This window comes from Novosphingobium sp. AP12 (assembly GCF_000281975.1).
In the GTDB taxonomy this organism is placed as follows: Bacteria; Pseudomonadota; Alphaproteobacteria; order Sphingomonadales; family Sphingomonadaceae; genus Novosphingobium.
Genome location: NZ_AKKE01000012.1, coordinates 22,246 through 45,585, shown reverse-complemented (window position 1 = coordinate 45,585; position 23,340 = coordinate 22,246). Strand labels below are relative to the sequence as shown.

At 69.0% G+C, this 23,340-nt stretch carries 18 protein-coding genes; 5 read left to right on the top strand and 13 right to left on the bottom strand.

Annotated features, from left to right (window positions below; translation table 11 throughout):
- Window positions 1-16 precede the first annotated feature (16 nt).
- Window positions 17-1,165, bottom strand: coding sequence for a fumarylacetoacetate hydrolase family protein (locus PMI02_RS02910; protein WP_007678467.1), 1,149 nt, complete (start codon window positions 1,163-1,165; stop codon window positions 17-19).
- 13 nt (window positions 1,166-1,178) lie between these two features.
- Entirely contained in the window at window positions 1,179-2,801 is a 1,623-nt protein-coding gene (locus PMI02_RS02905; protein ID WP_007678466.1) for a family 43 glycosylhydrolase, read from the bottom strand.
- Between the two features lie 143 nt (window positions 2,802-2,944).
- Between PMI02_RS02905 and PMI02_RS02900 the strand changes: the two genes are divergently transcribed.
- Window positions 2,945-3,979: a LacI family DNA-binding transcriptional regulator gene (locus PMI02_RS02900; RefSeq protein ID WP_007678465.1), complete on the top strand. Its 1,035-nt coding sequence runs from the start codon at window positions 2,945-2,947 to the stop codon at window positions 3,977-3,979.
- 2 nt (window positions 3,980-3,981) lie between these two features.
- On the opposite strand, the gene PMI02_RS02895 is transcribed toward PMI02_RS02900, so the two are convergent.
- Together PMI02_RS02895 and uxaC are read right to left on the bottom strand one after the other, a co-directional pair.
- On the bottom strand, window positions 3,982-5,412 hold the full coding sequence (locus tag PMI02_RS02895) for a mannitol dehydrogenase family protein (RefSeq protein ID WP_007678464.1): 1,431 nt from the start codon (window positions 5,410-5,412) through the stop codon (window positions 3,982-3,984).
- Window positions 5,409-6,851, bottom strand: a complete 1,443-nt coding sequence (gene uxaC / locus PMI02_RS02890; protein ID WP_007678461.1) for a glucuronate isomerase — start codon at window positions 6,849-6,851, stop codon at window positions 5,409-5,411. The genes PMI02_RS02895 and uxaC overlap by 4 nt, the downstream gene beginning before the upstream one ends.
- Before the next feature lie 74 nt (window positions 6,852-6,925).
- Between uxaC and PMI02_RS02885 the strand changes: the two genes are divergently transcribed.
- On the top strand, window positions 6,926-8,446 hold the full coding sequence (locus PMI02_RS02885) for a UxaA family hydrolase (protein WP_007678459.1): 1,521 nt from the start codon (window positions 6,926-6,928) through the stop codon (window positions 8,444-8,446).
- A 59-nt stretch (window positions 8,447-8,505) separates the two neighbouring features.
- Window positions 8,506-9,840, top strand: a complete 1,335-nt coding sequence (locus PMI02_RS02880; RefSeq protein WP_007678456.1) for an anti-phage deoxyguanosine triphosphatase — start codon at window positions 8,506-8,508, stop codon at window positions 9,838-9,840.
- Between the two features lie 7 nt (window positions 9,841-9,847).
- On the opposite strand, the gene PMI02_RS02875 is transcribed toward PMI02_RS02880, so the two are convergent.
- Complete coding sequence (locus PMI02_RS02875) at window positions 9,848-11,809, bottom strand: OPT family oligopeptide transporter (RefSeq protein ID WP_007678454.1); 1,962 nt, start codon at window positions 11,807-11,809, stop codon at window positions 9,848-9,850.
- Between the two features lie 210 nt (window positions 11,810-12,019).
- Between PMI02_RS02875 and PMI02_RS02870 the strand changes: the two genes are divergently transcribed.
- On the top strand, window positions 12,020-12,910 hold the full coding sequence (locus tag PMI02_RS02870) for a nucleotidyltransferase family protein (RefSeq protein ID WP_007678452.1): 891 nt from the start codon (window positions 12,020-12,022) through the stop codon (window positions 12,908-12,910).
- Window positions 12,911-13,006: 96 nt separating this feature from the next.
- Here PMI02_RS02870 and PMI02_RS02865 read toward each other — a convergent pair whose 3' ends face one another.
- The 8 genes from PMI02_RS02865 to PMI02_RS02830 all read right to left on the bottom strand — a co-directional run bounded on the left by PMI02_RS02865 (window position 13,007) and on the right by PMI02_RS02830 (window position 22,189).
- Entirely contained in the window at window positions 13,007-15,526 is a 2,520-nt protein-coding gene (locus PMI02_RS02865) for a TonB-dependent siderophore receptor (RefSeq protein WP_007678450.1), read from the bottom strand.
- Window positions 15,527-15,697: 171 nt separating this feature from the next.
- Complete coding sequence (locus PMI02_RS02860; protein ID WP_007678448.1) at window positions 15,698-16,633, bottom strand: ABC transporter substrate-binding protein; 936 nt, start codon at window positions 16,631-16,633, stop codon at window positions 15,698-15,700.
- A 3-nt stretch (window positions 16,634-16,636) separates the two neighbouring features.
- Window positions 16,637-17,497, bottom strand: a complete 861-nt coding sequence (locus PMI02_RS02855) for a TauD/TfdA family dioxygenase (RefSeq protein ID WP_007678446.1) — start codon at window positions 17,495-17,497, stop codon at window positions 16,637-16,639.
- Window positions 17,498-17,619: 122 nt separating this feature from the next.
- Window positions 17,620-18,708 (bottom strand): LLM class flavin-dependent oxidoreductase, encoded by a 1,089-nt coding sequence (locus PMI02_RS02850; RefSeq protein WP_007678444.1) that lies wholly within the window; start codon window positions 18,706-18,708, stop codon window positions 17,620-17,622.
- Window positions 18,709-18,733: 25 nt separating this feature from the next.
- A complete protein-coding gene (locus PMI02_RS02845) occupies window positions 18,734-19,957 on the bottom strand; it encodes a rhodanese-like domain-containing protein (RefSeq protein ID WP_007678442.1) in 1,224 nt (407 codons plus the stop codon).
- Window positions 19,954-20,580 carry a cysteine dioxygenase gene (locus tag PMI02_RS02840; RefSeq protein WP_007678440.1) on the bottom strand — a complete coding sequence of 209 codons (627 nt, stop codon included), beginning with the start codon at window positions 20,578-20,580 and terminating at the stop codon, window positions 19,954-19,956. Before PMI02_RS02840 ends, PMI02_RS02845 begins: the two co-directional genes overlap by 4 nt.
- Window positions 20,577-21,371 carry an ABC transporter ATP-binding protein gene (locus PMI02_RS02835; protein ID WP_007678438.1) on the bottom strand — a complete coding sequence of 265 codons (795 nt, stop codon included), beginning with the start codon at window positions 21,369-21,371 and terminating at the stop codon, window positions 20,577-20,579. Before PMI02_RS02835 ends, PMI02_RS02840 begins: the two co-directional genes overlap by 4 nt.
- Before the next feature lie 35 nt (window positions 21,372-21,406).
- Window positions 21,407-22,189, bottom strand: a complete 783-nt coding sequence (locus PMI02_RS02830) for an ABC transporter permease (protein ID WP_007678433.1) — start codon at window positions 22,187-22,189, stop codon at window positions 21,407-21,409.
- A gap of 278 nt (window positions 22,190-22,467) precedes the next feature.
- Between PMI02_RS02830 and PMI02_RS02825 the strand changes: the two genes are divergently transcribed.
- A complete protein-coding gene (locus tag PMI02_RS02825) occupies window positions 22,468-23,307 on the top strand; it encodes a LysR substrate-binding domain-containing protein (RefSeq protein WP_036501966.1) in 840 nt (279 codons plus the stop codon).
- Window positions 23,308-23,340 lie beyond the last annotated feature (33 nt).

Here is a 23,340-nt window from a genome sequence, read left to right as displayed (position 1 = left end):
CTTCGAAAAATCAGGTTCAGCCGGCGAACGGGGTGGCTTTCGGGCCGACCAGTCCGCGCGCGGCGAGGTTCCGGTAGAGCGCGGAGATGCCCGTCTCCCAGGCCGGCGAATCGCGCGAGGTGGCGACGGGGTTGACCAGTGTGCCGAGCCGCTCGCTGGAGATGGTGACCACGTCGCCGACCTTGTGCGTGAAGCCGCGGCCGGGGGCGTCGCGGTCCTGCGTGGGCGCGAACAGCGTGCCGAGGAACAGCACGATGCCGTCAGGGTACTGGTGCTCGCTGAAGGCCTGGCTCAGCAGGTCAAGCGGCGGGCGGCTGATCTCGGACATGCGGCTTTCGCCTTCGAGCAGGAAGCCTTCCGGCCCTTCGATGCGCAGCAGCACTTTCGCGCTTTCGACGTCGGCGATGGTGTAGCTCTCGTCGAACAGGCGCACGAACGGGCCGATCGAGCACGAGGCGTTGTTGTCCTTGGCCTTGCCCAGCAGCAGCGCCGAGCGGCCTTCGAAATCGCGCAGGTTGACATCGTTGCCGAGCGCCGCGCCCACCGCCTTGCCGTTCCGGTCGGATAGCAGGACGATCTCCGGCTCCGGGTTGTTCCAGTGCGAGTCCGAACGCACGCCGACCGCCGCGCCCGAGCCCACCGTCGCCAGCACGGGTGCCTTGGTGAATATCTCGGCATCGGGGCCGATCGCGACCTCCAGATACTGCGACCACATGCCGTCCTCGATCAGCGCCGCCTTAAGCGCCGCCGCTTCGGGCGAGCCGGGAACGACCGAGCGGATCGAGCCGCCGATGCGCTCCTCCAGCCCGCCGCGCACCGCCTGCGCCTGGTCCGCGTCGCCGCGCGCGCGTTCCTCGATGACGCGCTCTAGCGCTGAGACCGCGAACGTCACGCCCGCTGCCTTGATGCACTGGAGGTCGACCGGGCTGAGCAGCACCGCGCGCGCCAGCACGTCCTCTGCGGCTCCGAGCACCGTGCCGCGGGCCGGATCGCAGGCGCCCGCGTCGACGAGGTCCGCGACGGTGGGCGCTGCGTGGCTCATGTCATAGGCCATGCCGCCGCCGAGCAGCACCGGCGTCGGGCCTTCGCCAAGGTCGAGGCGGCCAAGGAACGTCCCTTCGCGCCAGTCGGCGGGGAGCATGGTTGCGGTATCGAACGAAGTCATGTCAGCCGATCCTTCAAAGCGCGCGGAAGGTGAACTTGCGGAACCGGGCCTCGCCCTTGCCCGCCGAATAGAGACCCGGCCGCAGCATCAGGAAACCGCCGCGCACATTGTGGTGGTAGCCCGATACTTCCATGCCGCGATCGAAGCGTTTCCAGGTCTGGCCGCCGTCTCCGCTCGTGTGGAAGGAGACGATATGGCGGTCGTTGCGCACCCGCATCAGCATCTTGCGGCCATGGGGGTTGGCGGGACGGCCACGCTCCATACCGTACTGGTGGGTGACGAACTTGCTCTCGTCGAAGCCGAGGCCGCAATAGAGCTGCTGGTCGTAGAACAGCAGCAGCCCCGCCGTGGTGCCGGGATCGATCTCGATCTCGCACTGGAATTCGTATGCCTGATCGCCCGCGATGAGCAGCAGCGGCGAGGAGTTGACCGGCGCCGTGCCGCTGGCGGTCAGGTGCAGGCACTTGTCCGCAACCCGAGCCCGCTTCTTCTCGTCGGCGGAGGGCTTGAAGAAGTTCCAGCGCCGACCGAGTTCGAGGGTGGTGAAGTCGTCCGACAGCGGCAGTCCTTGCGGGCCGGACTTGCTGCCGCCTTTCGGCGCGGCGATCGGCGCCGAGAGGTCGCCGCCCTCCATGCGGAACCAGCCGTCGGCGGTCCATGTCACGGGATCGAGCAGGGTCTGGCGTCCCAGCGTCCAGAAGTCGCGCTCGTAGCCGTGGTAGACCGACCACCAGTCCCCGCCCGGCCCTTCGAACAGGGTGGCATGGCCGCGCGACCACCACTTTTCGGCCAAGTCGGTTGTGCGCACGATCGGGTTGTGCGGGCAGTTCTCCCAGGGGCCGTTGATCGACTTCGATCGTGCCGCGATCACCATGTGCCCGGTCGGCGGGCCGGCAGTGCCGCCCACGGCCGTGATGATGTAGAAATAGTCCCCCCGCCGCATGACCTTGGGGCCTTCGGGCGAGAAGCCTTCGACGTCCCAGTCGTCGGGATAGTGCCAGGGGTCGTAGACGTGCTCCACCTTGCCGACGGTGGATAGCCCGTCCTCGCTCAGGCGGATGCGGTCGCCGCCCGAGAGGAACAGCCAGCGCGATCCGTCCTCGCCCACGGCATGCCCGGGGTCGATGTGGTCGGGCAGGCCGAGGTCGATAGGATCGCTCCACGGGCCTTCGATGCGGTCCGCCCAGATCACGTAGTTGGCGTTGGGGCTGGCCTTGGCGGGGAAGTAGATGAAGTAGCGATTGCCGTGCTTGCAGATGTCCGGCGCCCAGACCGCGCCGACGTTCTTCGTCAGCGCCGCCGTGATCGGCTGCCAGTTCAGCAGGTCGCGCGAATGCCAGACGATCAGCCCCGGATAGGAATCGAAGGTCGAGAAGGTCATGTAGTAGTCCTTCCCGTCCCGCATGATCGAGGGGTCGGGATGGTCGCCCGCCATCAGCGGGTTGAGGAACGTGCCGTTGCCGAGGTCCGCGATGCGCTGGTCGTCGAAGCCCCGGCGGTAAGCCGTCGCGGCGCCAGATGCCGGCTTCGCGGTGGGGCCAGCGACCTTCGCGGCCGCCGTCGCCGAGCCGGGAACGGCCGCGAGCGATGCTGCACCCAAGGCGGCGGTCATAGCTTCTCGGCGATCGAACTTCATGCATCTCACCCTTGGTTGTTGATTTGTGATACCGCTATCATCACGGATACCGGTGTCAACCGCAAATACGAGGTCGCCGGGAAACGTGCGCGTGTACAACCGCCGCGCTTGATCGTGCGGCGCCATGCCATAGAGATAGCGCGATGCAGCCTCCCCCCGGTAGACAACGCGAAGGCGAGCCCACGATCGACGATGTGGCGGCGGCGGCTGGCGTGTCGATCCGCACCGTCTCGCGCGTGCTCAACAAGTCGCCCAAGGTGAACGCGGAGACGCGCCTGCGCATCGAAGCGGCGATCGCGAAGCTGCGCTTCAGGCCCAGCCTGCGCGCGCGGGGCCTCGCGATGCGCCGCTCGTTCCTGATCGGGCTGATCCACAACGACCGCAACGCGCTGGTGCTCGATTCCATCCAGCGCGGCATCGTCGCCCTGACGGCGGCGCGTGGCTACGAGGTGATCGTCCACCCCACCCCCGTACAGCCGGACGCGGCGATCGCGGACGTGCTCGCCTTCGTCGAGCGCTCGCGCGTGGACGGGCTGGTGGTGCTGCCGCCGATCTCGGGCCTCGACGGCCTCGCCGCCGCGCTGGGCGAAGCGCAGGTTCCGGCCGTGGCGCTGTCCTCGGTGCCCATCGACGGCTTCACCGGCTCGATTGTCAGCAACGAGCGCGAAGCCGGGGCGCTGGTGGCGCGGCACCTGCTCGGCCTCGGCCACCGGCGGCTCGGCATCGTCAACGGCCCTGCCGACGTGTCCTCCGCCCAGCAGCGGCGCCTCGGCTTCCTTGAGGAAGTGTCGCGGCACGGCGGGGCGGAAGTGGCCGAGGCTCCGGGCGATTACGATTTCCCCTCGGGTGTTACCGCAGCCGAGCATCTGCTGGGCCTGCGCGGGCGGCCGACCGGCATCTTCGCGGCCAACGACATCATGGCCGCCGGCGTGCTCAAGGTCGCGGCGCGGCGGCGGATCGCGGTGCCCTCCGAATTGTCCGTGGTCGGCTTCGACGGCAGCATCCTGACGCGCATGCTCACCCCCGCGCTGACCTCGGTTCTGCGCCCCTTCGGCGAGATGGCGGCAGCGGCGGCGGAGCAGCTCATCGCCCGGATCGAGGGACGCGAACCGCCGCCGCCTTTCCAGGCGGCGCTTGAGATCGTGGCGGCGGAAACCACCGGGCCGGCGCCCACCTGAACTCAGGCTGGCAGCGGCTCCAGCCGTCCGGCTTCCAGAGCCGCCAGACCGCCTTCGACCGCGCGAAGGAAGCGCTCGTCGCTACCAAGGTCACCGAAGATCTCGCGCATCGCAACGACGCTGCGCCAGTCGCCCGCCCGCCCCAGCAAGGCCGTGGCCATCGGATCGGTGATCGCCTGTCCGCCGCGCGCGGCGCGATCCAGGAAGCGCAGCCATGCGGCGATCGGCAGCGCCAGCCGCTCGACGGGGCGCCCCGCCGCCAGCGCATCGCGCACCGTGTCGAGCAGCCGGTAAGGCAGCTTCTGCGAGCCGTCCCAGGCTATCTGCGACAACAGGTGCCGGATCGCCGGATTGGCGAAGCGCGCCAGCACGTCCGAGATGTAGCCCGGCAGGTCGAGCCCCGGCGGCGCGGTGACCGAAGGCGCGATATCTTCGCGCATCAGCCGCTCCGCGAAACCGGCGAGTTCGGGGTCCGCCATCGCCTCGGCCACCGTCTCTTGCCCGCGCCCGAGCCCGATGTAGGCGAGCGAGGAATGGGCCCCGTTGAGCAGCCGCAGCTTGGCGGTCTCGAACGGCCGCACCTCGCCCGCGAACGTCACGCCGGCCAGTTCCAGCGCGGGGCGTTCCCCGGCGAAACGGTCCTCGATCACCCATTGCGTGAAGCGCTCGCGCTGGATCGGCCAGGCGTCCTCGAGCCCGGTCGCGGCGGCGATCCGCTGGCGCAGGGCGTCGTCGGTCGCGGGGGTGATGGAATCGACCATCGCGTTGGGGAAAGTCACGCGGTCCGCGATCCAGCGCGCGGTCTCGGGGTCGATCGCCTCGGCCAGCGCGATCGTCGCCGCCTCAAGCTTGCGGCCGTTGTCGGTGAGGTTGTCGCACGAAAGCACGGTCACGCCCTGCCGTCCCGCGAGACGCCGCGCCTGCAGCCCGCGCACCAGCCAGCCGGTGAAGGAGCCGGGCACCCAACCTTCGGAGCGCGAGGCTTCGAGGTCTGCGCGGATCGCGGGATGCGCAAAGTCCAGCACGCCCTGGCCGTCCAGGCAGTAGCCCTTCTCTGTCACGGTGGAACTGATGATACGCGTGTCGGCATGGGCCAGGGCGCCGAGTATCGCGGCAGGATCGTCCTTCGTCAGCACCCGGCCGACCGCGCCGATGACGCGGTATTCGACCTGCTCTTCCAGCAGCGCGAGCGTGTAGAGCCCGTCCTGCGGATCGAGCGCATCGGCGACCCCGCGCGAATTGAGGCTCACGCCCGTCAGCCCCCAGCGAGGGTCCTGCGCCAGCAGCGTGTCGAACGCCGCCGCCTGATGCGCTCGGTGGAACGCGCCCGGCCCGAAATGGACGACGCCCGGCTTCACCGCGCTCCGGTCGTACTGCGGCCGAGCGATCCCGGCGTGCAGGGTATCCAGCGCGTCTTGCGAGAGCCGCGTCATGCCGGTTCCACCACGCGCACCGGAGCCTCGAGTCCGTAAGCCTTGCGCACCAGCCCCGTGGTCAGTTCCTGCACCAGTTCGGCGGCCTCCCAGTCCTCGAGCCGGTGCTCGGCGACGAGGCGGGCGAGGAACCCGCAGTCGATGCGGCGGGCGACGTCGTGACGCGCCGGGATCGAAAGGAAGGCGCGGGTGTCGTCGTTGAAGCCGACGGTGTTGTAGAAACCGGCGGTCTCGGTGGTCATCTCGCGGAAGCGGCGCATGCCTTCCGGGCTGTCGTGGAACCACCAGGAAGGGCCCAGCTTGAGGCACGGATAGTGCCCCGCCAGCGGCGCCAGTTCGCGCGAATAGGTCGTCTCGTCGAGCGTGAAGAGGATGACCGTGAGGTTCGGCTCGTTGCCAAACAGGTCGAGCATCGGGCGCAGCGCCTCAACGTATTCCGTGCCGCGCGGGATGTCGGCGCCCTTGTCACGGCCGTGGCTCTCGAACAGCCCGGCGTTGTGGTTGCGCGTGGCACCGGGGTGGATCTGCATGGTCATGCCGTCATCCAGGCTCATGCGCGCCATTTCGGTGAGCATCTGCGCGCGGAACAGCTCGGCCTCGTCGGCGTCGGCCCTGCCGCCCATGACCTTGGCGAACAGCGTCTCGCATTCCGGCACCGAAAGGTTGGCCGTACGCGCGGTGAGGAAGCCGTGGTCGGTCGCCGTCGCGCCCATCGCGCGGAAGTCGGCGCGGCGCTTGCGGTGCGCGGCGAGGTAGCCGGTCCAGCTGTCGATATTTTCACCCGACAGGTCGGCGAAGCGGGCAAGGTCGCGAATGAAGCTGTCGTGCTCGGGATCGATCACCGAGTCGGGGCGATAGGTGGTGACGACCCTGCCCTTCCAGCCGGAAGCCTGAATCGCCTTGTGGTGCTTGAGGTCGTCGCCCGCGCCTTCGGTGGTGGCGAGCAGTTCGATGTTGAACCGCTTGAACAGCGCGCGGGGCCGGAACGCGGGCGAGGCCAGCGCCTCGCCGATCGAGTCGTAGTAAAGGTCGGCCGTGCCCGCATCCAGCGCGACGCCGAAGCCGAACACTTCGGCGAAGACGTGGTCGAGCCACATGCTCGACGGCGTACCCCGGAACAGGTGGCGGTTCGAGGCGAACAGCCGCCAGGCGTCGCGCGGGTCGGTCGCGGGAAGCACGCCGCCGCGCCGGGGCACGCCCAGATCATCCAGCGCGACCCCCTGCGAATAGAGCATGCGGAACAGGTAATGGTCCGGCGCCAGCAGCAGCTCGGTCGCGTTCGACCACGGCGCATCGGTCGCGAACCACTCCGGGTCGGTGTGCCCGTGCGGGCTGATGATCGGCGCGTCGGCCACTTCCGCGTAGAGCGCGCGGGCGATGGCGCGCGTAGCCGGGTCGGCGGGAAACAGGCGGTCGGGGTGCAGCGAAAGCTTGGGCATGGGTGGGGGACTCCTTGGCGCGGGGCGACGATTACCCAGTTGTGCCAGCGCTGGCAATCTTGTATTCGGTGGCCATGGTCGAAACTCTCACTGCCCCTGTCGCCGCCCCGCCCGTCGCCATCCGCACGTCCCTCGAAGACGACGTGGCCGTCGCCCTGCGCCCGCTCGAAGCGGGTGAGGATGTGAATGTGGGCGGTCAGGTCGTGCATCTGCTCGACGCCGTGGGCCGGGGTCACAAGTTCGCCGTCGCGCCGATCGCGGCGGGCGCTCCCGTGCGCCGCTACCGCGCGCCGATCGGGCTCGCCACCCGCGACATCGCGGTGGGCGAGCATGTCCACGTCCACAACGTGAAGACCGCGCTGGCGGGCGAGCGGGTCTATGCCTTCGCCGGGGCGCAGGCCGACGTGGCGCAGGACGATGCGCGGCCAGTCCGCACCTTCAAGGGCTACGTCCGCCCCGACGGCAGCGTCGGCACCCGCAACGAGCTCTGGATTCTCCCCACGGTCGGCTGCGTCGGCCGGCTGGGCGAACGGCTGGCGCAGAAGGGCAACGCGATGGCCTCGCCCGGCGTCGATGCGGTGAACGCCTTCAACCATCCGTTCGGCTGCTCGCAGCTCGGCGCCGACCTTGACGGGACGGCGGCGATCCTCGCCTCGCTGGCGCTGAACCCCAATGCCGGCGGTGTGCTGCTGCTGGGGCTGGGCTGCGAATCCAACCAGCTCGACGCGCTCCTGACGCGCATTCCCGAGGAGCGGCGGGGCCGCCTCCGCGTGCTGCGCGCCCAGTCGGAGGGCGACGAGTTCGCTGCCGGTGAAAAGCTCATCGCCGAACTGCTCGGCGTGATGGCCGGGGACAGGCGCGAGGACGTGCCGCTTTCGAAACTGCGCCTCGGCGTCAAGTGCGGCGGCTCGGACGCGATGAGCGGGTTGACCGCGAACCCGCTGATCGGCCTCATGGCCGACGCGGTGACGCAGGCGGGCGGCGCCGCGATCCTCACCGAAATTCCCGAGATCTTCGGCGCCGAGACGCTGCTGCTGGAACGCGCCACCAGCCGCGAGGTGTTCGACAAGCTCTCCGCGCTGGTCAACTCGTTCAAGCGCTACTTCATCGATCACGGCGAGCCGGTGTCGGAGAACCCCAGCCCCGGCAACATCGCCGGCGGCATCACGACGCTGGAGGAAAAGTCGCTCGGCGCCGTGCAGAAGGGCGGCCTCGCGGCGATCCACGACGTCATCGGCTACGGCGAGCGGCTGTCGACGAACGGCCTGACCGTGCTGGAAGCGCCGGGCAACGACGCCGTCTCCACCACCGCGCTGGCGGCAGCAGGGGCGACCATCACCCTGTTCTCGACCGGGCGCGGCACCCCGCTCGGCAGCCCCGTGCCGACGCTCAAGATCGCGTCGAACAGCGCGCTGGCCCAGCACAAACCGGGCTGGATCGACTTCGACGCGGGCATGGTCCTCGACATCGGCATGGAGGCCGCGGCCGAGGTGCTGCTCGACCGCATCGTCGCCATCGCCAGCGGCGAGCCCGCGCGCAACGAAAGCAACGACGAACGCGCCATCGGCATCTGGAAGCGCGGCGTCACGCTATAATAGTCCACTGCCCTTGCCCATTCGCCCGGCAACTGGAATAGCCGGGGCATGGTGACAACATGAGCTGGCAGGCGCGCCGCGAGAACTGGAACCCGCAGGCCGAGGACGCCCGCGAGGACGGCGACATCGACTATGCCCGCGTCATCCACTCGGCCTCGTTTCGGCGGCTCCAGGGCAAGACGCAGATCCTCAACCTCGGCGACAGCGACTTCTACCGCACCCGCCTGACCCACAGCCTCGAAGTCGCGCAGATCGCCGGGGGCCTCTCGCGCCAGCTCGCCAAGTCCTTCCCCGATCACACGGCGACCGCGCTGCTGCCCGACCGCAGCCTGATCCACGCCATCGGCTGCACCCACGACTTCGGCCATCCCCCGTTCGGGCACGGCGGCGAAGTGGCGCTCAACTACTGCATGAGGGACCACGGCGGGTTCGAGGGCAACGGCCAGACCCTGCGCATCCTCGCCCGGCTGGAGAGCTTCTCCGCCAACGCGGGCGCCAACCTGTGCCGCCGCACGATGCTCGGCGTGCTCAAGTACCCGGTGGCCTGGTCCGCCGCCCGCAACCCGGAAATCGTGCCGAAACTGCTCGACGGCCCCTCGACGATCCGCGTCCTCAACCCCAGGGCCTGCAAGCCGCCCAAGTGCCATTTCGACAGTGAACAGGACGTGGTCGACTGGATCCTCAGCCCCCTCTCCCCGTCCGAGCGCGACAGGTTTCAGACACTGGAACAGGTCCCCGGCAAGCACTCCCGCACGCTGCACAAGTCGCTTGACTGCACGATCATGGATGTCGCCGACGACATCGCCTACGGCGTCCACGACCTTGAGGACGCCATTGCGCTCGGGCTGGTCACGAAGGACGCCTTCGCCGCCGCCATGGACGGGCGCTGCGCCTCGTTCCTCGACGCGCTCAAGGAAAAGTACCCGGGCGAGAGCGAGAACAACGTGTTCGAGATCATGGTCGACGGATTGTTCGGCGAGGCCAACGGCCGCAAGCGCTTCGTCAGCCGCATGGTCCACCATTTCCTCACCGGCGCGGCCTACGCCGAGAAGAAGGGCTTCCGCGAGCCGCTGCTGCGCTGGCGGGTGGCGCTAAACGGTCCTCGGCGCGATTTCCTCGACGCACTGCAGGGCTTCGTTGTGCGCGAGGTGATCTGCAGCCCCGAAGTCCAGCAGCTCGAGTTCAAGGGCCAGGCAATGGTCGTCGCGGTCTACGAGGCGCTGGCGGCGGACCCGTCGCGCCTGCTCCCCCGCGACGAATGCGCGCGGCTGGAGCGCGGCGCCGACCCGCGCGTCATCTGCGACTACATCTCCGCGATGACCGACACGCACCTGCTCAAGACCTACGAGCGCCTGTTCAGCCCGCGCATGGGCTCGGTGTTCGACCGGCTCTGACCAAGCCTCAGCCCACCAGCCGCTGCGTGCGGCGGTAGAGCAGCGCGGTCAGCGCGAGGAACAGCACGGTGCCGCCCACCAGCGCGAACCCGGCGAAGCCCTGGCCCACCAGCGCCAGCGGGGCGTCGCTGCCCGATGCGGCGACGATGCCGGCGAAAGTCACGCCCCACAGGCTCTCGCCGACAATGAGGCCGGTGGCGGTCAGCACGCCCATGCGGCGGGCGAACTCGGGGTCGGCGCGCCGGTCGGCCCAGCCTTCGTAGAGGCGGCCGATGACGGAGCCGATGACCACGGGCAGGATCGCGCTCATCGGCAGGTAGATGCCGATGCCCACGCCCAGCGGCGGCAGGCGCAGCTTGCCCAGGGCGCCAAGAACCTCGTCCAGCGCGACGAAGACCACGCCGGCGGCCGCGCCCCAGCCGATCATCGTCCAGTTGAGGTCGCCGCCGAGCACGCCCTTGGCCAGCGACGAGATCAGCGCCGCCTGCGGGGCGGGCAGCGCGTTGGGTCCGGCGCCTGGGGTCCCGGCGAAGCCGAAGGCGGTGTTCAGGAGGTCGAGCACCGGCGGGATCACCAGCGAGCCGAACACCACGCCGATCATCAGCGCGACCTGCTGCTTCCACGGCGTCGCGCCGACCAGTTGGCCGGTCTTGAGGTCCTGCAGGTTGTCGTTCGAGATCGTCGCCACGCCGAACACGATGCCCGTCACGATCAGCGCATAGGCGACCAGCGCCTCGGTCGTGCCCGCGCCCTGCTCGCGTCCGAACAGGCCGACCAGCATGAGCGAGGCCGCGACCACCGAGAGGATGCCGATGCCCGACACCGGTGAGTTCGACGCGCCGATGAGGCCCGCCATGTAGCCGCAGACCGCCGCGATCAAGAGGCCGAACACCACAACGAAGACCACCGCGCCCGCGATCAGAACCACTTCGCTGCCCGCGAGTGGGCCGCCCGCGATGACGCTCCAGAGCAGGATCGCGATCGGCACCAGCATCGCCAGCGCGCCCAGCGCGACGGCGGTGATCGGCAGGTCGCGCTCCTCCAGCGCCAGCGCCTCGCCGGAGTGGCGCGCCCGGCTGGCGGCCATGGCGGAGCGTATACCGCCCACGACAGGTCCGGCGATCCGCAGCAGGGTCCACACCGCCGCGACGCCGATCACGCCCGCGCCGAAAAAGCGCACCTGCGAGGAGAAGACGCTCCCCGCCCAGGCGCCGATGTCGCCCGCCTGCGGGGCCTGCGCGGTCAGGATCGGCAGCAGCACCCACCAGCCGACGGCCAGACCGAGGAACATCGCCATGCCGACCGAGAGACCGACCAGATGCCCGACGCCCAGCAGCGCGAACGAGAGGCCGCCCGAAATCCCGGTCGCGCCCGACCCGGTGCGGAACCACACGGAAGCCTCGCCAACCGCGAGGCGCGTCTGCGTCAGGATCGCGAAGCCAGCGGACGCGATCGAATTCCACACCAGCACCGAGAGGCCCTTGGCGCTTTCCTCCGCCCCCTCGCGCGAGCCCGAACCGACGCGCAGCACTTCGGCGGCGGCGTGGCCTTCGGGGTAGGGAAGCGGAGTGTCGACCACCAGCGCGCGGCGCAGCGGCACCGAGAACAGCACGCCGAGGATACCGCCGGTGCCGGTGATCGCGGCGGTGGTCCAGTAGGGGAAGCCCTGCCACCAGCCGATCATGACGAGGCCGGGCAGCACGAAGATGATCGCCGCCAGCGTCCCCGCCGCGCTCGCCACGGTCTGGACGATGTTGTTTTCCCAGATCGTCGAGTCCTTGAACCCGCGCAGGATCGCCATCGAGATCACTGCCGCCGGGATCGAGGTCGCGAAAGTCAGCCCGACCTTGAGGCCGAGATAGACGTTGGCCGCCGTGAACAGCAGCGTGATCGCCCCGCCCAGCGCGATGCCCCGCAGCGTGAGTTCCTTGGCGGAGCCCGCGCCTGTCGGTACCGTCTCGCGTCCCATCGTATTCCTGCCTACCCGAAGTGTTATCGGCCCTCTTGCCACGAGGGCCTTGTGCGGGACAGAGCAAATCGCGCCGGAGGCGGGGTGAGGACGAGGGACGCGGGGGCCAGGTGCGCCGCGACGGCCGCGCCCAGCCCGACCCGTTTCGCTTCCCGGGAAAATCCTTACCTTTCATGCCGCCGTCACATCGCGCGCCCAAAAGGGCCGACCATGGACAAGACGACGCGAAATGGGTCTCCGCCGATCCCGCCGGGCGGGATGGTTGCGGGACTGCCGCTGCGGGTGATCGTGCTCGCCGGCGGGAGCGCCGGCGCGGACGCCCTCGCCCGCCGCTTCGGCATGTCGCACCGCTGCCTTGTCCCGCTCGCGGGGCGGCCGCTGGTCGCCCATGTGCTGCAGATCGCGGCGCTCCATCCGGCCGTCGAGAGCCTTGCCATATCGGTCGAGCGCGAGGCGTTCGACGGGCTGTTCGACGTGCTGTCGCAGCTTCCCGGACGCGGCATCGTCAAGCTGGTGGAGGCGCGCGCCAACCTTGTCGACAGCGTGATGGCGGCGGCGGAGGGCTGGGAAGGCCCTCTGCTCGTCACCACTGCCGACCATGCGTTGCTCAGCCCCGGCTCGATAGACGCGATGCTGGCGGCGCTGGAGGGCAGCAAGGCGGAAGTCGCCGTCGCCATGGCCACCCGCGGCTCGGTGCTCGCGGTGAACCCGGACCGCGCCATCCGCTTCCACGAGTTCTCCGACGACGCCTATGCCAGCTGCAACCTCTACGCCGTCGCCGGACCCGAGGCGCTGCACGCGGCCGAGGTGTTCCGCGGCGGCGGCCGCTTTGCCGGCAACGCTTGGCGGGTGCTGCGTGCGTTCGGGCTGATCGACCTCGTGCTCCTGCGCCTGCGAGCGGTGAGCCTCGCCGCCGCCATGGCCCGCGTCTCGGCGCGGCTGGGCCTGCGCATCCTGCCGGTGGTGCTGCACGACGGATCGCAGGCCATCGACGTCGACGACGAACGCAGCCACGCGGTGGTCGAGGCGCTGCTGCGCGAGCGGGACGCCTTTCCGACCGCCGTCGTCGCCGCGAAGGCGGGGACCTCTGCGTACCCTTGAGGCGATGCCTCGCCGATAGCCGACCGCACTCTCGCGCCCAGCCTGTAATTCGCCCGGCCCGGCCAGCGGTCCCCGGTCGAGCCGGGGACGACGGGCCTAGAACTTCAGCCCCACCCGCGCGTAATAGAACCCGCCGCTGAGACCGAAGGGCGCGAAACCGCCATATAGCCCCGACCCGTCGAACGCGACCGCGCCGTTCTTCTCGGGGTAAGTGTCGAACAGGTTGTTTGCCCCCACCGACAGATCCAGCGCCTCGGTCAGCTGGTAACCGATCTCGGCGTCGGCGATCCACCGGGCGCCGAAGGTACGGTCGGATGCGGCGACGTTGCTGGACTCGGTGTACTCGCCGTAGCGGGTGGCGCGGACCAGCGCGCGCACCGGGCTGGACGACCAGTTGGTCGTCAGCACCACTTTCGAACGCGGCGTCGCGGCGACGAGGTCGCGCTGCGCCTGGCGCCCGAACAGCGTGACGTTGAGGTCGCTCAGTTCGGGCGGGTTATCGATGACGTGCAGGATCTTGGTCTTGTTGTAGCTGTAGGCCGCGCTCAGCCGAAAGGTGCCTGCCGCCGACGTGTCGAGCGTATATTCGCCCACCACGTCCACGCCGCGGGTGCGGGTGTCGATGGCGTTGGTGAAGAACTGCGCGCTGTCCACGTCGTCTACCCCGTTGGCCTCGAGGATGGACTTGATCGCAGCGCCGCCGTTGGACGCCGTACCGAGGAACTCGGTCTTGACGATCCGGTCGTCGATGCGGATCTGGTAGGCGTCGATGGTCAAACGCAGCGGCCCGCTTTCATAGGTCACGCCGGCGGTGAAGTTGAGCGACTTCTCGGGCTTGAGCGGGCTCGCCCCCAGCGCCTGCGCCGCCGCGCTGTTGACCGGCAAGAACTTCGAGACCGTCAGCACCCGCTCGTCGCCGATCACCGTCACCGTGTTCTGCGTGGTCGAGAACCCGGTCTGCGCCAGCGACGGAGCGCGGAAGCCGGTGTTGACGCCGCCGCGCAGCGCGAGGCCCGGCGCCAGCTCGATCCGGGTCGAGGCCTTGGCGCTGAAGGTGTCCCCGGCGCTGTCCGAATAATGCTCGAACCGACCTGCGACCCCGACGAACCATCCCGGCGTCACGTCGGTCGACAGGTCGAGATAGGCGGCGAGGTTGTTGCGGCTGAGGCTGGTCTCGTCGGCCGGCGACGTGCCGGTGAACGACACCAGCCCCGGCGAGGGCGAACGGCCGCCGTAGAGCTGCCCGAACGGGGTGTCGTCGACCGGGATCACGTAGCCGCCATCGCGGTAGCTGTCGGGCTCCCCGGCGATGTTCTGGAAGCGCTCCCAGCGATATTCGGCGCCGAATGCGACGTTGAGCGGCTTGGCGAGGCCGATGTCGTAGGCGCGGCTGACGTCGAGGTTAGTGACCCACAGGTCCTGTTTCTGGCGGCCCATGAAGAAGTCGGTCGGGCTGGTCGGCCCGAGCGAGGGGTTGAGCGTGTTCTCGGCGCCCAGTTCGACGTTGTCCTTGCCGTAGGAGGTCGAGAGGTCGAAGTCCCAGCCCGCCAGCGCCGTGCGCACGCCGAGCGCGGCCTGGTAGTCCCACTCCTTGATCCGGCGATAGGCCTGGAAGCCGCCCGGATAGATCTGCGGCAGCACCGAGGCGCCCTGCGTATTGGCCTGCCCCCCGAAGCCTGTAGCGGCGGCGACCGAGGCGCCGCGCGCGTCCTTGATGTCGCGGTAGCTCAGCGTCGAGAACGAATAGAGCGTGGTGTCCTCGCCCAGCGGCAGTTCGGCATTGTAGCTGGTGTTGACGATCTTGTCCCGGTTCGAGCGGCCATAGCCTCCGGCGATGAGGTGGTCGGCGCTCGCTTCACGCGGGTCGGGCTGGCCGTTCACCAGCGGATAGATGTAGGGGATCGGCTCGGCCGAGGACTTGGCGCGGTCGTGGTACTTGGCCTCCAGAGCGAAGCGGACGAAGCCGCCGTCATCGCCCAGCCGGGTACCGTAGGATGCTGAGACCTGCGCCAGTTCTCCGCCCTTGGAATAGAGCGAACCGCCGGTCAGCGATAGGTCGCCGCCGGTGGCGGAATCGTCGAGGATCACGTTGATGACGCCCGAGATCGCGTCCGACCCGTACTGTGCCGCCGCCCCGTCGCGCAGCACCTCGATGCGGCCGACGCCGCTGGTGGGGATGAGATCGATGTCGACCGGGGTGGAGCCGCCCGAGATGCGCGAGAGGTTGTTGATGAGCGAGGTCGTGTGGCGACGCTTGCCGTTGACCAGCACCAGCACGTAGTCGCCCGAGAGCCCGCGGATCGAGATCGGCCGCACGCTCGCCGAAGTACCGCCGCCGCCCAGCGCCGGCATCGTCAGCGAGGGGATGATGTTGCCCAGGATTTCCTTGAGCCCGGTGCGCCCGGTCGATTTCAGCTCCTGCGGCCCGATCACGTCGACCGGCACCGGGCTGTCCGCCACCGACCGCTGCACCTGCCCCCGCGCCCCGGTCACGATGATGGCACCGCCTTCGGCATCCGCAGCGGCACCCGCGTCAGCAGCGGCGTCCTCGGCATGGGCGGCGAAGGGTAGGAAGGAAACACTTGCGACAAGAGCAACGAACTTCAGGATTTTCACGGAATTTGGGTCCCCGGAACTGTTTGTGTCCGCGCCCTGATGGCATGTCTACCAATTTGGTAGAAATTGATATCGGTCGTCCACTCTCAAGTTTTGCTTGATCGAGATGACGGCCTCCGCACAGCCCCGGCAGCCGTCGTCCCCGGTCAGGCCGAAGACAACGTAGCGACCTCACGCCAGGACGAATGCGTCCTTTAGCGGCCGGTCGGCCTTCACTTCGCCGAACCGGCGGAAGGTATCGAGCACCACCTGCTGGCGCGCGACCAGCGCGGCGTCGATGGGCACCGGCAAACGGCCACCGCGACCGGCGAACTCGCGGGCGATGGGCAGCGGCAGGCCCGTCTCGTGGGCGAGCACTTTCGAGAACTGCTCGATGTGGCTGTTCGCCCACTCCAGCGCTTTGGCCTCCCGCTTGAGGAAGTCGTCGAGCAGTGGCCGCTTGTCCGCAATCGCGCTGTCGTGGGCGATGTCAAAGCCATAGCCCTGCGCGAGGCCGCGTCCGTCGACGGCGATGCGGTCGCCCTCGGCCAGCGCCGCGGCGACGTAGGGCTGCCAGGTCGACCAGCCATCGACGGCGCCGGTCTGCAGCGCTGCCCGCGCGTCGCTGGGCGAGAGGAACACCGTCGTCACGTCCTTCGCGCCGAGCCCCGCCGAAAGCAGCGCGCGCAGCAGCAGGTAATGGCCGACGCTGCCCCGCGTGGTGGCGATGCGGCGGCCCTTGAGCCCTTTCGCGTCGCGGATGGGCGAAGCGGCGGGGACAACCAGCGCGATGGCGCCGGGCTCGCGCTCCTGCGGGGCCTGCGCGCCGATCGCCTTGATCGGACTGCCGGCCTGGTAGGCGAACTGGAACGGTGCATCGCCGGCGATGCCGGTATCGATCGCCCCGCTGCCGAGCGCCTCCAGCAGGTTCTGCGCGGCGGGAAACTCCGACCACTCCACCGTATAGGGCGCGCCGTCCAGTGCGCCGGAGGCCAGCATCAACGACTTGGTGCCGCCCTTCTGGCTGCCGACGCGCAAGGTCCTGGCATCCGCGCCTTTGCCCCCGCCGCAAGCGGCGAGGGCAAAAGTCGTGGTCAATCCGGCAAGCAGGTTACGCCTTGCAATCATCAATCAGAGGTCCGTCCAGAGGGGTTCGTCGGCGATCAGGATGCGGTGCAGCTCGCGCGGGAAGTCGCCGTAGTTGCGCACCGCATAGTGTACCGCCGCCCGGTTGTCCCAGAACGCCACCGTGCCCGGCCGCCACGAGAAGCGCGCCTGCACGTCAGGCCGCTTGTACTGACGCAGCACCTCGTCGAGCAGTTCGCGGCTTTCGGCCAGCTCAATGCCGAGGATCTGCGGCTGCTGCTGGAAATTGACCCAGAGGATTTTCTGCCCCGTCTCGCGGTGAGTGCGCACGACCTTGTGCGCCACGATCGGATATTCGTGGCCCGACAGTTCCAGCGAGTCCGTGAAGTCATGCGTCACGTACTTGCCCTCGAGGCGCTGCTTCAATTCCTCCGGCAGCGTCTCGTAGGCGAGGTTCGCATCGACCCAGATGGTGTCGCCGCCGACTTCGGGCAGGTTCACGTCGCGCAGCACCGCGCCCCAGGTCGGCACCAGGCGCCAGCTGGTGTCGGTGTGATAGGCGTCGCCCGCCTTGAGCTTGCGGCCAAGCTTCTTCTCGTACTCGCGGTCGTACTTCGCCGCGATCGCGTGGACTTCCTTGTTTGCCGTGTCGTGCCGCGTGGTCGGGTGGGTGTAGAGCGGCCCGAAGTTCGCAGCGAACGCGGCCTGGCTGGCATCGTCGAGCGACTGGTCGCGGAAGAACACGACCTTGTACTTGAGCACCGCCGCCCGGATCGCGGCGCGCAGTTCGTCGGTGAGCGGTTTCGACAGGTCGATGCCCTCGATCTCGGCTCCGTGCGAAGGCTGGACGGGCCGGAACACCAGGCCGGTGGTGGCGGTGTCGAATGTGGTGGCGGAAGTGGCCATTGCTGTTTTCCTCTCTTCTCTGGAGCCCTCAGTCTAAGTGCGGGCGAAGCGGTCAACCAATGCGAAGGACTGATCGAAAGGTGAGTTCTGCCAATGGGTTGGGCGGAAAATGCCGGTAGGACTCAGCTCGCCAGCGCGATCTTCTGCTCCTCGCGGCGGGCCACCTTCTCGCGGACCAGCGGGATCAGCTCGCGGCCGTAGTCGATGGAGTCGGCGAGCGGTTCGAAACCGCGGATGAGGAAGTGGTCGATGCCGATGTCGTAATATTCCAGCAGCGCGTCGGCGACCTGCTCGGGTGTGCCGACGAGGCCGGTGGAATTGCCCGCCGCGCCGGTGAGCTGGGCGACGCCGGTCCACAGGCGGGTATCGCGGCGCTGCGACTGCGCGGTCTCGAGCAGGCGCAGCGAGCCGGCGTTGGGCGGGCGGTGGTCGGTGATCGGCAGTCCGGCGGCCTCGCGGTTGGCCCGGACCTGCTCGACGATGGCGTCGGCCTTCTTCCAGGCGGCTTCCTCGGTGTCGGCGATCACCGGGCGCAGCGAGAGCGAGAAGCCGGGGCTGCGGCCGTGCTGCGCCGCGGCGTGACGGACGGTGCGGACGGCTTCGCCGACCTGGTCCAGCGTCTCGCCCCAAAGCGCATAGACATCGGCATGGCGGCCGGCGACCTCGATGGCCTCAGGAGACGAGCCGCCGAAGAACACCGGCAGGTTGTCGGGCTTGATCGCGCTGAAGGCGCCGCGCGCCTCGTAGAAACGCCCGGCGTGGTCGAAGGGCTGGGCCTCGCTCCATTCGCGGCGCAGGACCTGGATGTATTCGTCCGAGCGCAGGTAGCGTTCGGCCTTGAGCGTGTTCACGTCGCCGTCGCGCGCCATTTCCTCGTCGGCGCCGCCGGTGATGATGTGCACCGCCACTCGGCCTCCGGAAAGCTGGTCGAGCGTCGCCAGCTGGCGCGCCGCGAGCGTGGGCTGGGTGAAGCCGGGACGATGCGCGACGAGAAAGCCGAGCCGGCTGGTGATCGCCGCCGCATGGGCCGCGACGATCTGGCTCTCGGGCGAGGCCGAGCCGAACGGGATCAGCACGCGGTCGAAGCCGCCCTGCTCCTGCGCGATCGCGGCGGCGTCGACATAAGCGCGGTCGAGCGCGCGCGAACGGGCGGCATTATGGATTTCCGAGGTGTCGTTGAAGCCGATGTAGCCGATGAACTTGACGGTCATGGGTGGGTACTCCTGCCAGGGATGATCAGATGACGAAGAAGCCGTGGGTGCCGTCCCGCGCGAGCTGCGCGACGAGGCCGTATTCCCAGTCGAGATAGGCCTGCATGGCGGCCTGCGGATTGTCGGTGCCCTCGTAGGGGCGCTTGTAGCGGCCCTCGGGCCCGCGCGGCGGCGGGGCGGCGTCGGAGCCGGTTTCGAGAGGGCCGTCGAACCCTTCGAGCACCAGCACTTCCCAGCCCAGCTGCGCGAGCCACGAGGCGGTCATGTCGGCGCGCGGGCCGAGGTCGTCGGCGAGCACGATGCGGGCGCCGCGCACGGGGGCGAAATGGTCGGTCTCCTGCACCAGCTGGCCGCCGGGCGCGTTGCGGAAGCCCGGCAGGTGGCCCGCCGCGTAGGCTTCGGGCTGGCGTACGTCGAAGCGGTAGAGGGTCCGCTGGGTCTCGGCCTCGATGACGGCCAGCGCGGCGGCGTCGATGCGGCGGACCCCGGCGCGATAGGCCACGTCGCCAGCGCGGATGCGCGCTTCGTCGGTATCGCCGGGAAGCTCGACGCTTTCCTGGCGGCCCTGTTCGAGTTCCTGCCCGGCCAGAGTCCAGCCGATCGTGCCGTTGCGCAGCGCGAAGACGCGGTTGGGCACACCGGCATTGATGAGCGACTGCGCGCCGATGATCGAGCGGGTCCGCCCCGCGCAGTTGACGATGATCGTGGTGTCGGGGTCAGGTGCGGCCTGCGGGGCGCGCAGGACGAGTTCCGCGCCCGGCACGCTGCGGCCGGTGGGAATGCTCATCGTCGCGTATTCCTCGAAACGGCGGGCATCGAGGATTGCGATGTCGGCCTTTTCGTCGATCAGGGCCTGCACGTCGGGGGCGAGAAGCGAGGGGGTTCCGCGCCGATGCTCGACCAGTTCGCCGAACGCCTTGGAGTAGCTGTTGACGTCCTCGAACAGCTCATAGCCGGCACCTGACCAGCCCTTGAGCCCACCCTCGAGCTGATCGACCCGCGCGAAGCCGAGCCCGCGCAGTTCCTCCACCGCGAAGGCGGCAAGGCCCTCGCCGTCGTCGTAGACGACGACCTCGACGTCCTTGCGCGGGATGCGCCAGGCGGCTTCGGCGGCGATGCGGGCGAGCGGGATCTGCGCGGCGAACAGCGGGTGGCCACTGGCGAAGGCGGCCTCGTCACGCACGTCCAGAAGAACGATTTCGCGGCGCGCCAACAGGGCGCTGCGGACATGTTGGGGGGTGATGCTCATGCGTTCCTCGATGCGTCCCAGATGTTGGGCACGGTGGTATTGGCGTAGCCCGAGATGAAGGGCCGCTCCTCGCCGCTAGCGCGGTAGGTCGCGCGCTCGACCGCGCCGATGTTGGCGCCGTAGACGTGGATCGAGATGGAGACGCGGTCGGAATACGCGTTCTCGACGCGGTGGATGTCGCCTTCGCGCGGGTCGATCGCCTCTACTTCGGTTTCAAGCAGGTCGCGGGTCGGCCCCTGCTGGATGAGGGCACCGTCGTAATCGCGAAAATCGAAGCTCTGCACCTTTTCCGCGCCGCGCAGGACGCCGACGAGGCCCCAGACGCGGTGGTCGTGAACCGGCGTCGCCTGCCCCGGTCCCCAGACGAAGGAGACCACGCTGAACCGCTCGGCGCTGTCGCAGTGGAGAAGGTACTGCTGATAGCGCTCGGGGCTGGGCCGCGCGTATTCCTCGGGCAGCCAGGTATCGCGGGCCACCAGCCGCGCCAGCAGGGCGCCGCCGCGTTCGAGGATCACGTCGAGGTCGCCATTCTCGTCCAGGAGCGCGGCGAACTCGCCGACGAAGCGGCGCAGCGGGGCGGTGTCGGTCACGGGAGCGGCGGGAAAGGTCGTCGGCGCATTCACGGACGGGCACCCGCGTGGAGCGCCACCACGTCCGCCGCATGGTTCTCCGCCAGCGTCCCGCCCAGCGCGTCGAGCAGGCGCTGGCGCAGGCCGGCAGCCACTCCGGCGCGCTCGGGCCCGCGCCCCGCGGTAATGCGCTCCTGGGCGACGATGCGGCCATGATCGAGCAGGATCACACGGTCGGCCAACGCGATCGCCTCGTCGACGTCGTGGGTCACCATCATCACCGCCGGGCGGTGGCGGCGCCACAGCGAGAGCACCAGTTCGTGCATCCTGAGCCGCGTCAGCGCGTCTAGCGCGGCGAAGGGCTCGTCGAGCAGCAGCAGTTGCGGCTCACGCACCAGCGCACGGGCCAGCGCTACACGCTGCGCCTCTCCGCCCGAAAGCGTCAGCGGCCAGGCTTCGAGGCGGTGGCCGAGGCCGACCTCCTGCAGCGCGTCCTCGGCCGCCGCGCGGGCCAAGCGCTTCTTCAGGCCGAGCGCGACGTTGCGCCAGACTTTCTTCCACGGCAGCAGCCGCGCATCCTGGAACACCACGGCGCGCGACTGCGGCACCGTCACGTCCTGGCCCGTCACCTCGTCGAGCCCGGCCAGCGTGCGCAGCAGCGTCGTCTTGCCCGAGCCCGAGCGGCCGAGCAGGACCACGAACTCACCGGCGGCGATCTCCAGGTCGAGGCCGGAGATGATGGTGTTGGCGCCGAAGCTGCGGGTGAAGTCGCGCAGCCGGACGACGGCTTCGGGCTTGGTGGGCCCCGAGGGGATAGTGGTAAACTGGGTCAGTCGGGCGTCCATGAATGCGTCCTTCCGGAGAATTCGAGGGAGGCGGCTCAGGCCGCGAGGATTTCGGGGCGCCAGACCAGCGCGCGGCGTTCGATCGCGCGCACCAGCCCGTCGGCGGCGAGGCCGAGCGCGGCGTAGATCATCAGGCACACCAGGATGATGTCCGTGCGCATGAAGTCGCGGGCGTTGTTGATGAGGTAGCCGAGGCCTGCAGAGGCGTTGATCTGCTCGGCGACGACCAGCACCAGAACCGAGATCGACAGCGAATAGCGCAGGCCCACCAGCAGCGAAGGCAGCGCGCCTGGCAGGATCACGTGCCAGACCTGCTCGGCGCGGCTGAGGCCGAGGCTCCGCGCGCTTTCCAGCAGGCGCAGGTCGGTGCCGCGGATGCCGCTGTAGAGGTTGAGGTAGACCGGGAAGATCGAGGCGAAGGCGATCAGCGCGATCTTGGGCGTCTCGCCGATTCCGAACCAGACGATGAACAGCGGGGTCAGTGCGAGGGTCGGGATCGTGCGCTTGATCTGCATCAGCGGGTCGACGGTGACCTCGCCCCGGCGTGAAAGGCCAGCCACCAGCGCCAGCACAACGCCGGTGGTCACGCCGATGGCGAGGCCCGCCGCGATGCGCAGGAACGAGACCCACAGGTTGTCCGCCAGTTCGCCCGAGACGACCATGCCATAAAGCGTCGCCAGCACTTTGGAGGGCGCGGCGAGAGTTCGCTCGGGGATCAGGCCGCTGCGCGAGCCTGCCTCCAGTACCGCCAGCAGCAGCAGCGGCGACAGCCAGCGGGCATCCTTCAGGGGATGGGTCAGGTGCTTCAGTCGGGACATGCGGGGGCCTCGTTTGCCGATGACGGAAACTGGCACCCGAATCTCTACTAATTCAATTGAGAAGGTCTGGACGGCCTATTGGCGATGCTTATACTGCCCATGCCCACCGCTCATGCGGCGGCAGGACGTGCCGGAAACCGGGCGAGTTCGAGACCTCGCGAATCCGCGGAATACCGCAACAGAATTGCTTGCCTCCCTCAAATCTCTACTACTTTGATTGAGAATACCTCATGCTTCATGGCAGCTTCCGAACGACGCCCTCCGATGAAAGCCACCCGATGCCCGTGAATCTTCCGACGAACCTCCTGCGCAGCTTCGTGGCGATCGTCGATACGGGCTCGATGCTCCATGCCTCGGAGCGGGTGTTCGTCAGCCAGTCGGCGTTGAGCCTGCAGATCAAGCGGCTGGAGGAGCTGCTCCAGCAGTCGCTGTTCCACCGCGAGGGGCGGCGCCTCGCGCTCACTGCGCATGGCGACCTCATGCTGGAATATGCGCGTAAGGTGCTCGACCTCCACGACGAGGCGGTGGCAGCGGTTACCAACGGCCAGTTCGCGGGACCGGCACGGATAGGCATGGTGCAGGACTTCGCCGAGCTGCTGCTGACCGGCCTGCTCGCGCAGTTCGTCGAGCTGCACCCGGAGGCCGAGCTATACTCGCGCGTCGCCGGGACGGCCGAACTGATGGACCTGCTCGAACGGCGCCAGCTCGACATCGTGCTCGGCTTCGCCGCCGCGAGCGACCGCGCGGCGGTGACGACAGCGCCGATGGCCTGGTTCGGCAAGGAGGACCTCGCCCGACTCGACACCGTGCCGCTGGCGGTGCTCGAGACCCCTTGCCGGTTCCGCGAGGCGGCCATCCGCGCGCTGGAGGATGCGGGCCGGCCCTATCGCATCACCGTGGAGACACCGAACCTCACTACCCTGCGCGCGGCGGTAGACGCCGGGCTCGGCATCACCTGCCGTACCAACCTGTTCCTGCGCGATGCGCCGATCGAGGAAGGCGTGCTGCCCGAGCTGCCCCACGTCTCGTGCATCCTCCACACCGCACCGGGGCTCGACGGTCCGACCAGCCAGCTCGCCGCACTGGCGCGCGAGGTGGTGGCCGGGCTGGCGGGATGACGGCGCTTATTCGATAATCTCAAGGCGCTTCGA

What these genes read in the sequence shown, in the direction of transcription:
- PMI02_RS02905 (WP_007678466.1), bottom strand. Translation starts at nt 2,801, where the DNA reads ATGAAGTTCGATCGCCGAGAAGCTATGACCGCCGCCTTGGGTGCAGCA.
- PMI02_RS02855 (WP_007678446.1), bottom strand. Translation starts at nt 17,497, where the DNA reads ATGGCCACTTCCGCCACCACATTCGACACCGCCACCACCGGCCTGGTG.
- PMI02_RS02835 (WP_007678438.1), bottom strand. Translation starts at nt 21,371, where the DNA reads ATGGACGCCCGACTGACCCAGTTTACCACTATCCCCTCGGGGCCCACC.
- PMI02_RS02850 (WP_007678444.1), bottom strand. Translation starts at nt 18,708, where the DNA reads ATGACCGTCAAGTTCATCGGCTACATCGGCTTCAACGACACCTCGGAA.
- PMI02_RS02870 (WP_007678452.1), top strand. Translation starts at nt 12,020, where the DNA reads ATGGACAAGACGACGCGAAATGGGTCTCCGCCGATCCCGCCGGGCGGG.
- PMI02_RS02885 (WP_007678459.1), top strand. Translation starts at nt 6,926, where the DNA reads ATGGTCGAAACTCTCACTGCCCCTGTCGCCGCCCCGCCCGTCGCCATC.
- PMI02_RS02825 (WP_036501966.1), top strand. Translation starts at nt 22,468, where the DNA reads ATGCCCGTGAATCTTCCGACGAACCTCCTGCGCAGCTTCGTGGCGATC.
- PMI02_RS02880 (WP_007678456.1), top strand. Translation starts at nt 8,506, where the DNA reads ATGAGCTGGCAGGCGCGCCGCGAGAACTGGAACCCGCAGGCCGAGGAC.
- PMI02_RS02845 (WP_007678442.1), bottom strand. Translation starts at nt 19,957, where the DNA reads ATGAGCATCACCCCCCAACATGTCCGCAGCGCCCTGTTGGCGCGCCGC.
- PMI02_RS02900 (WP_007678465.1), top strand. Translation starts at nt 2,945, where the DNA reads ATGCAGCCTCCCCCCGGTAGACAACGCGAAGGCGAGCCCACGATCGAC.
- PMI02_RS02860 (WP_007678448.1), bottom strand. Translation starts at nt 16,633, where the DNA reads ATGATTGCAAGGCGTAACCTGCTTGCCGGATTGACCACGACTTTTGCC.
- PMI02_RS02875 (WP_007678454.1), bottom strand. Translation starts at nt 11,809, where the DNA reads ATGGGACGCGAGACGGTACCGACAGGCGCGGGCTCCGCCAAGGAACTC.
- PMI02_RS02830 (WP_007678433.1), bottom strand. Translation starts at nt 22,189, where the DNA reads ATGTCCCGACTGAAGCACCTGACCCATCCCCTGAAGGATGCCCGCTGG.
- PMI02_RS02895 (WP_007678464.1), bottom strand. Translation starts at nt 5,412, where the DNA reads ATGACGCGGCTCTCGCAAGACGCGCTGGATACCCTGCACGCCGGGATC.
- PMI02_RS02910 (WP_007678467.1), bottom strand. Translation starts at nt 1,165, where the DNA reads ATGACTTCGTTCGATACCGCAACCATGCTCCCCGCCGACTGGCGCGAA.
- uxaC (WP_007678461.1), bottom strand. Translation starts at nt 6,851, where the DNA reads ATGCCCAAGCTTTCGCTGCACCCCGACCGCCTGTTTCCCGCCGACCCG.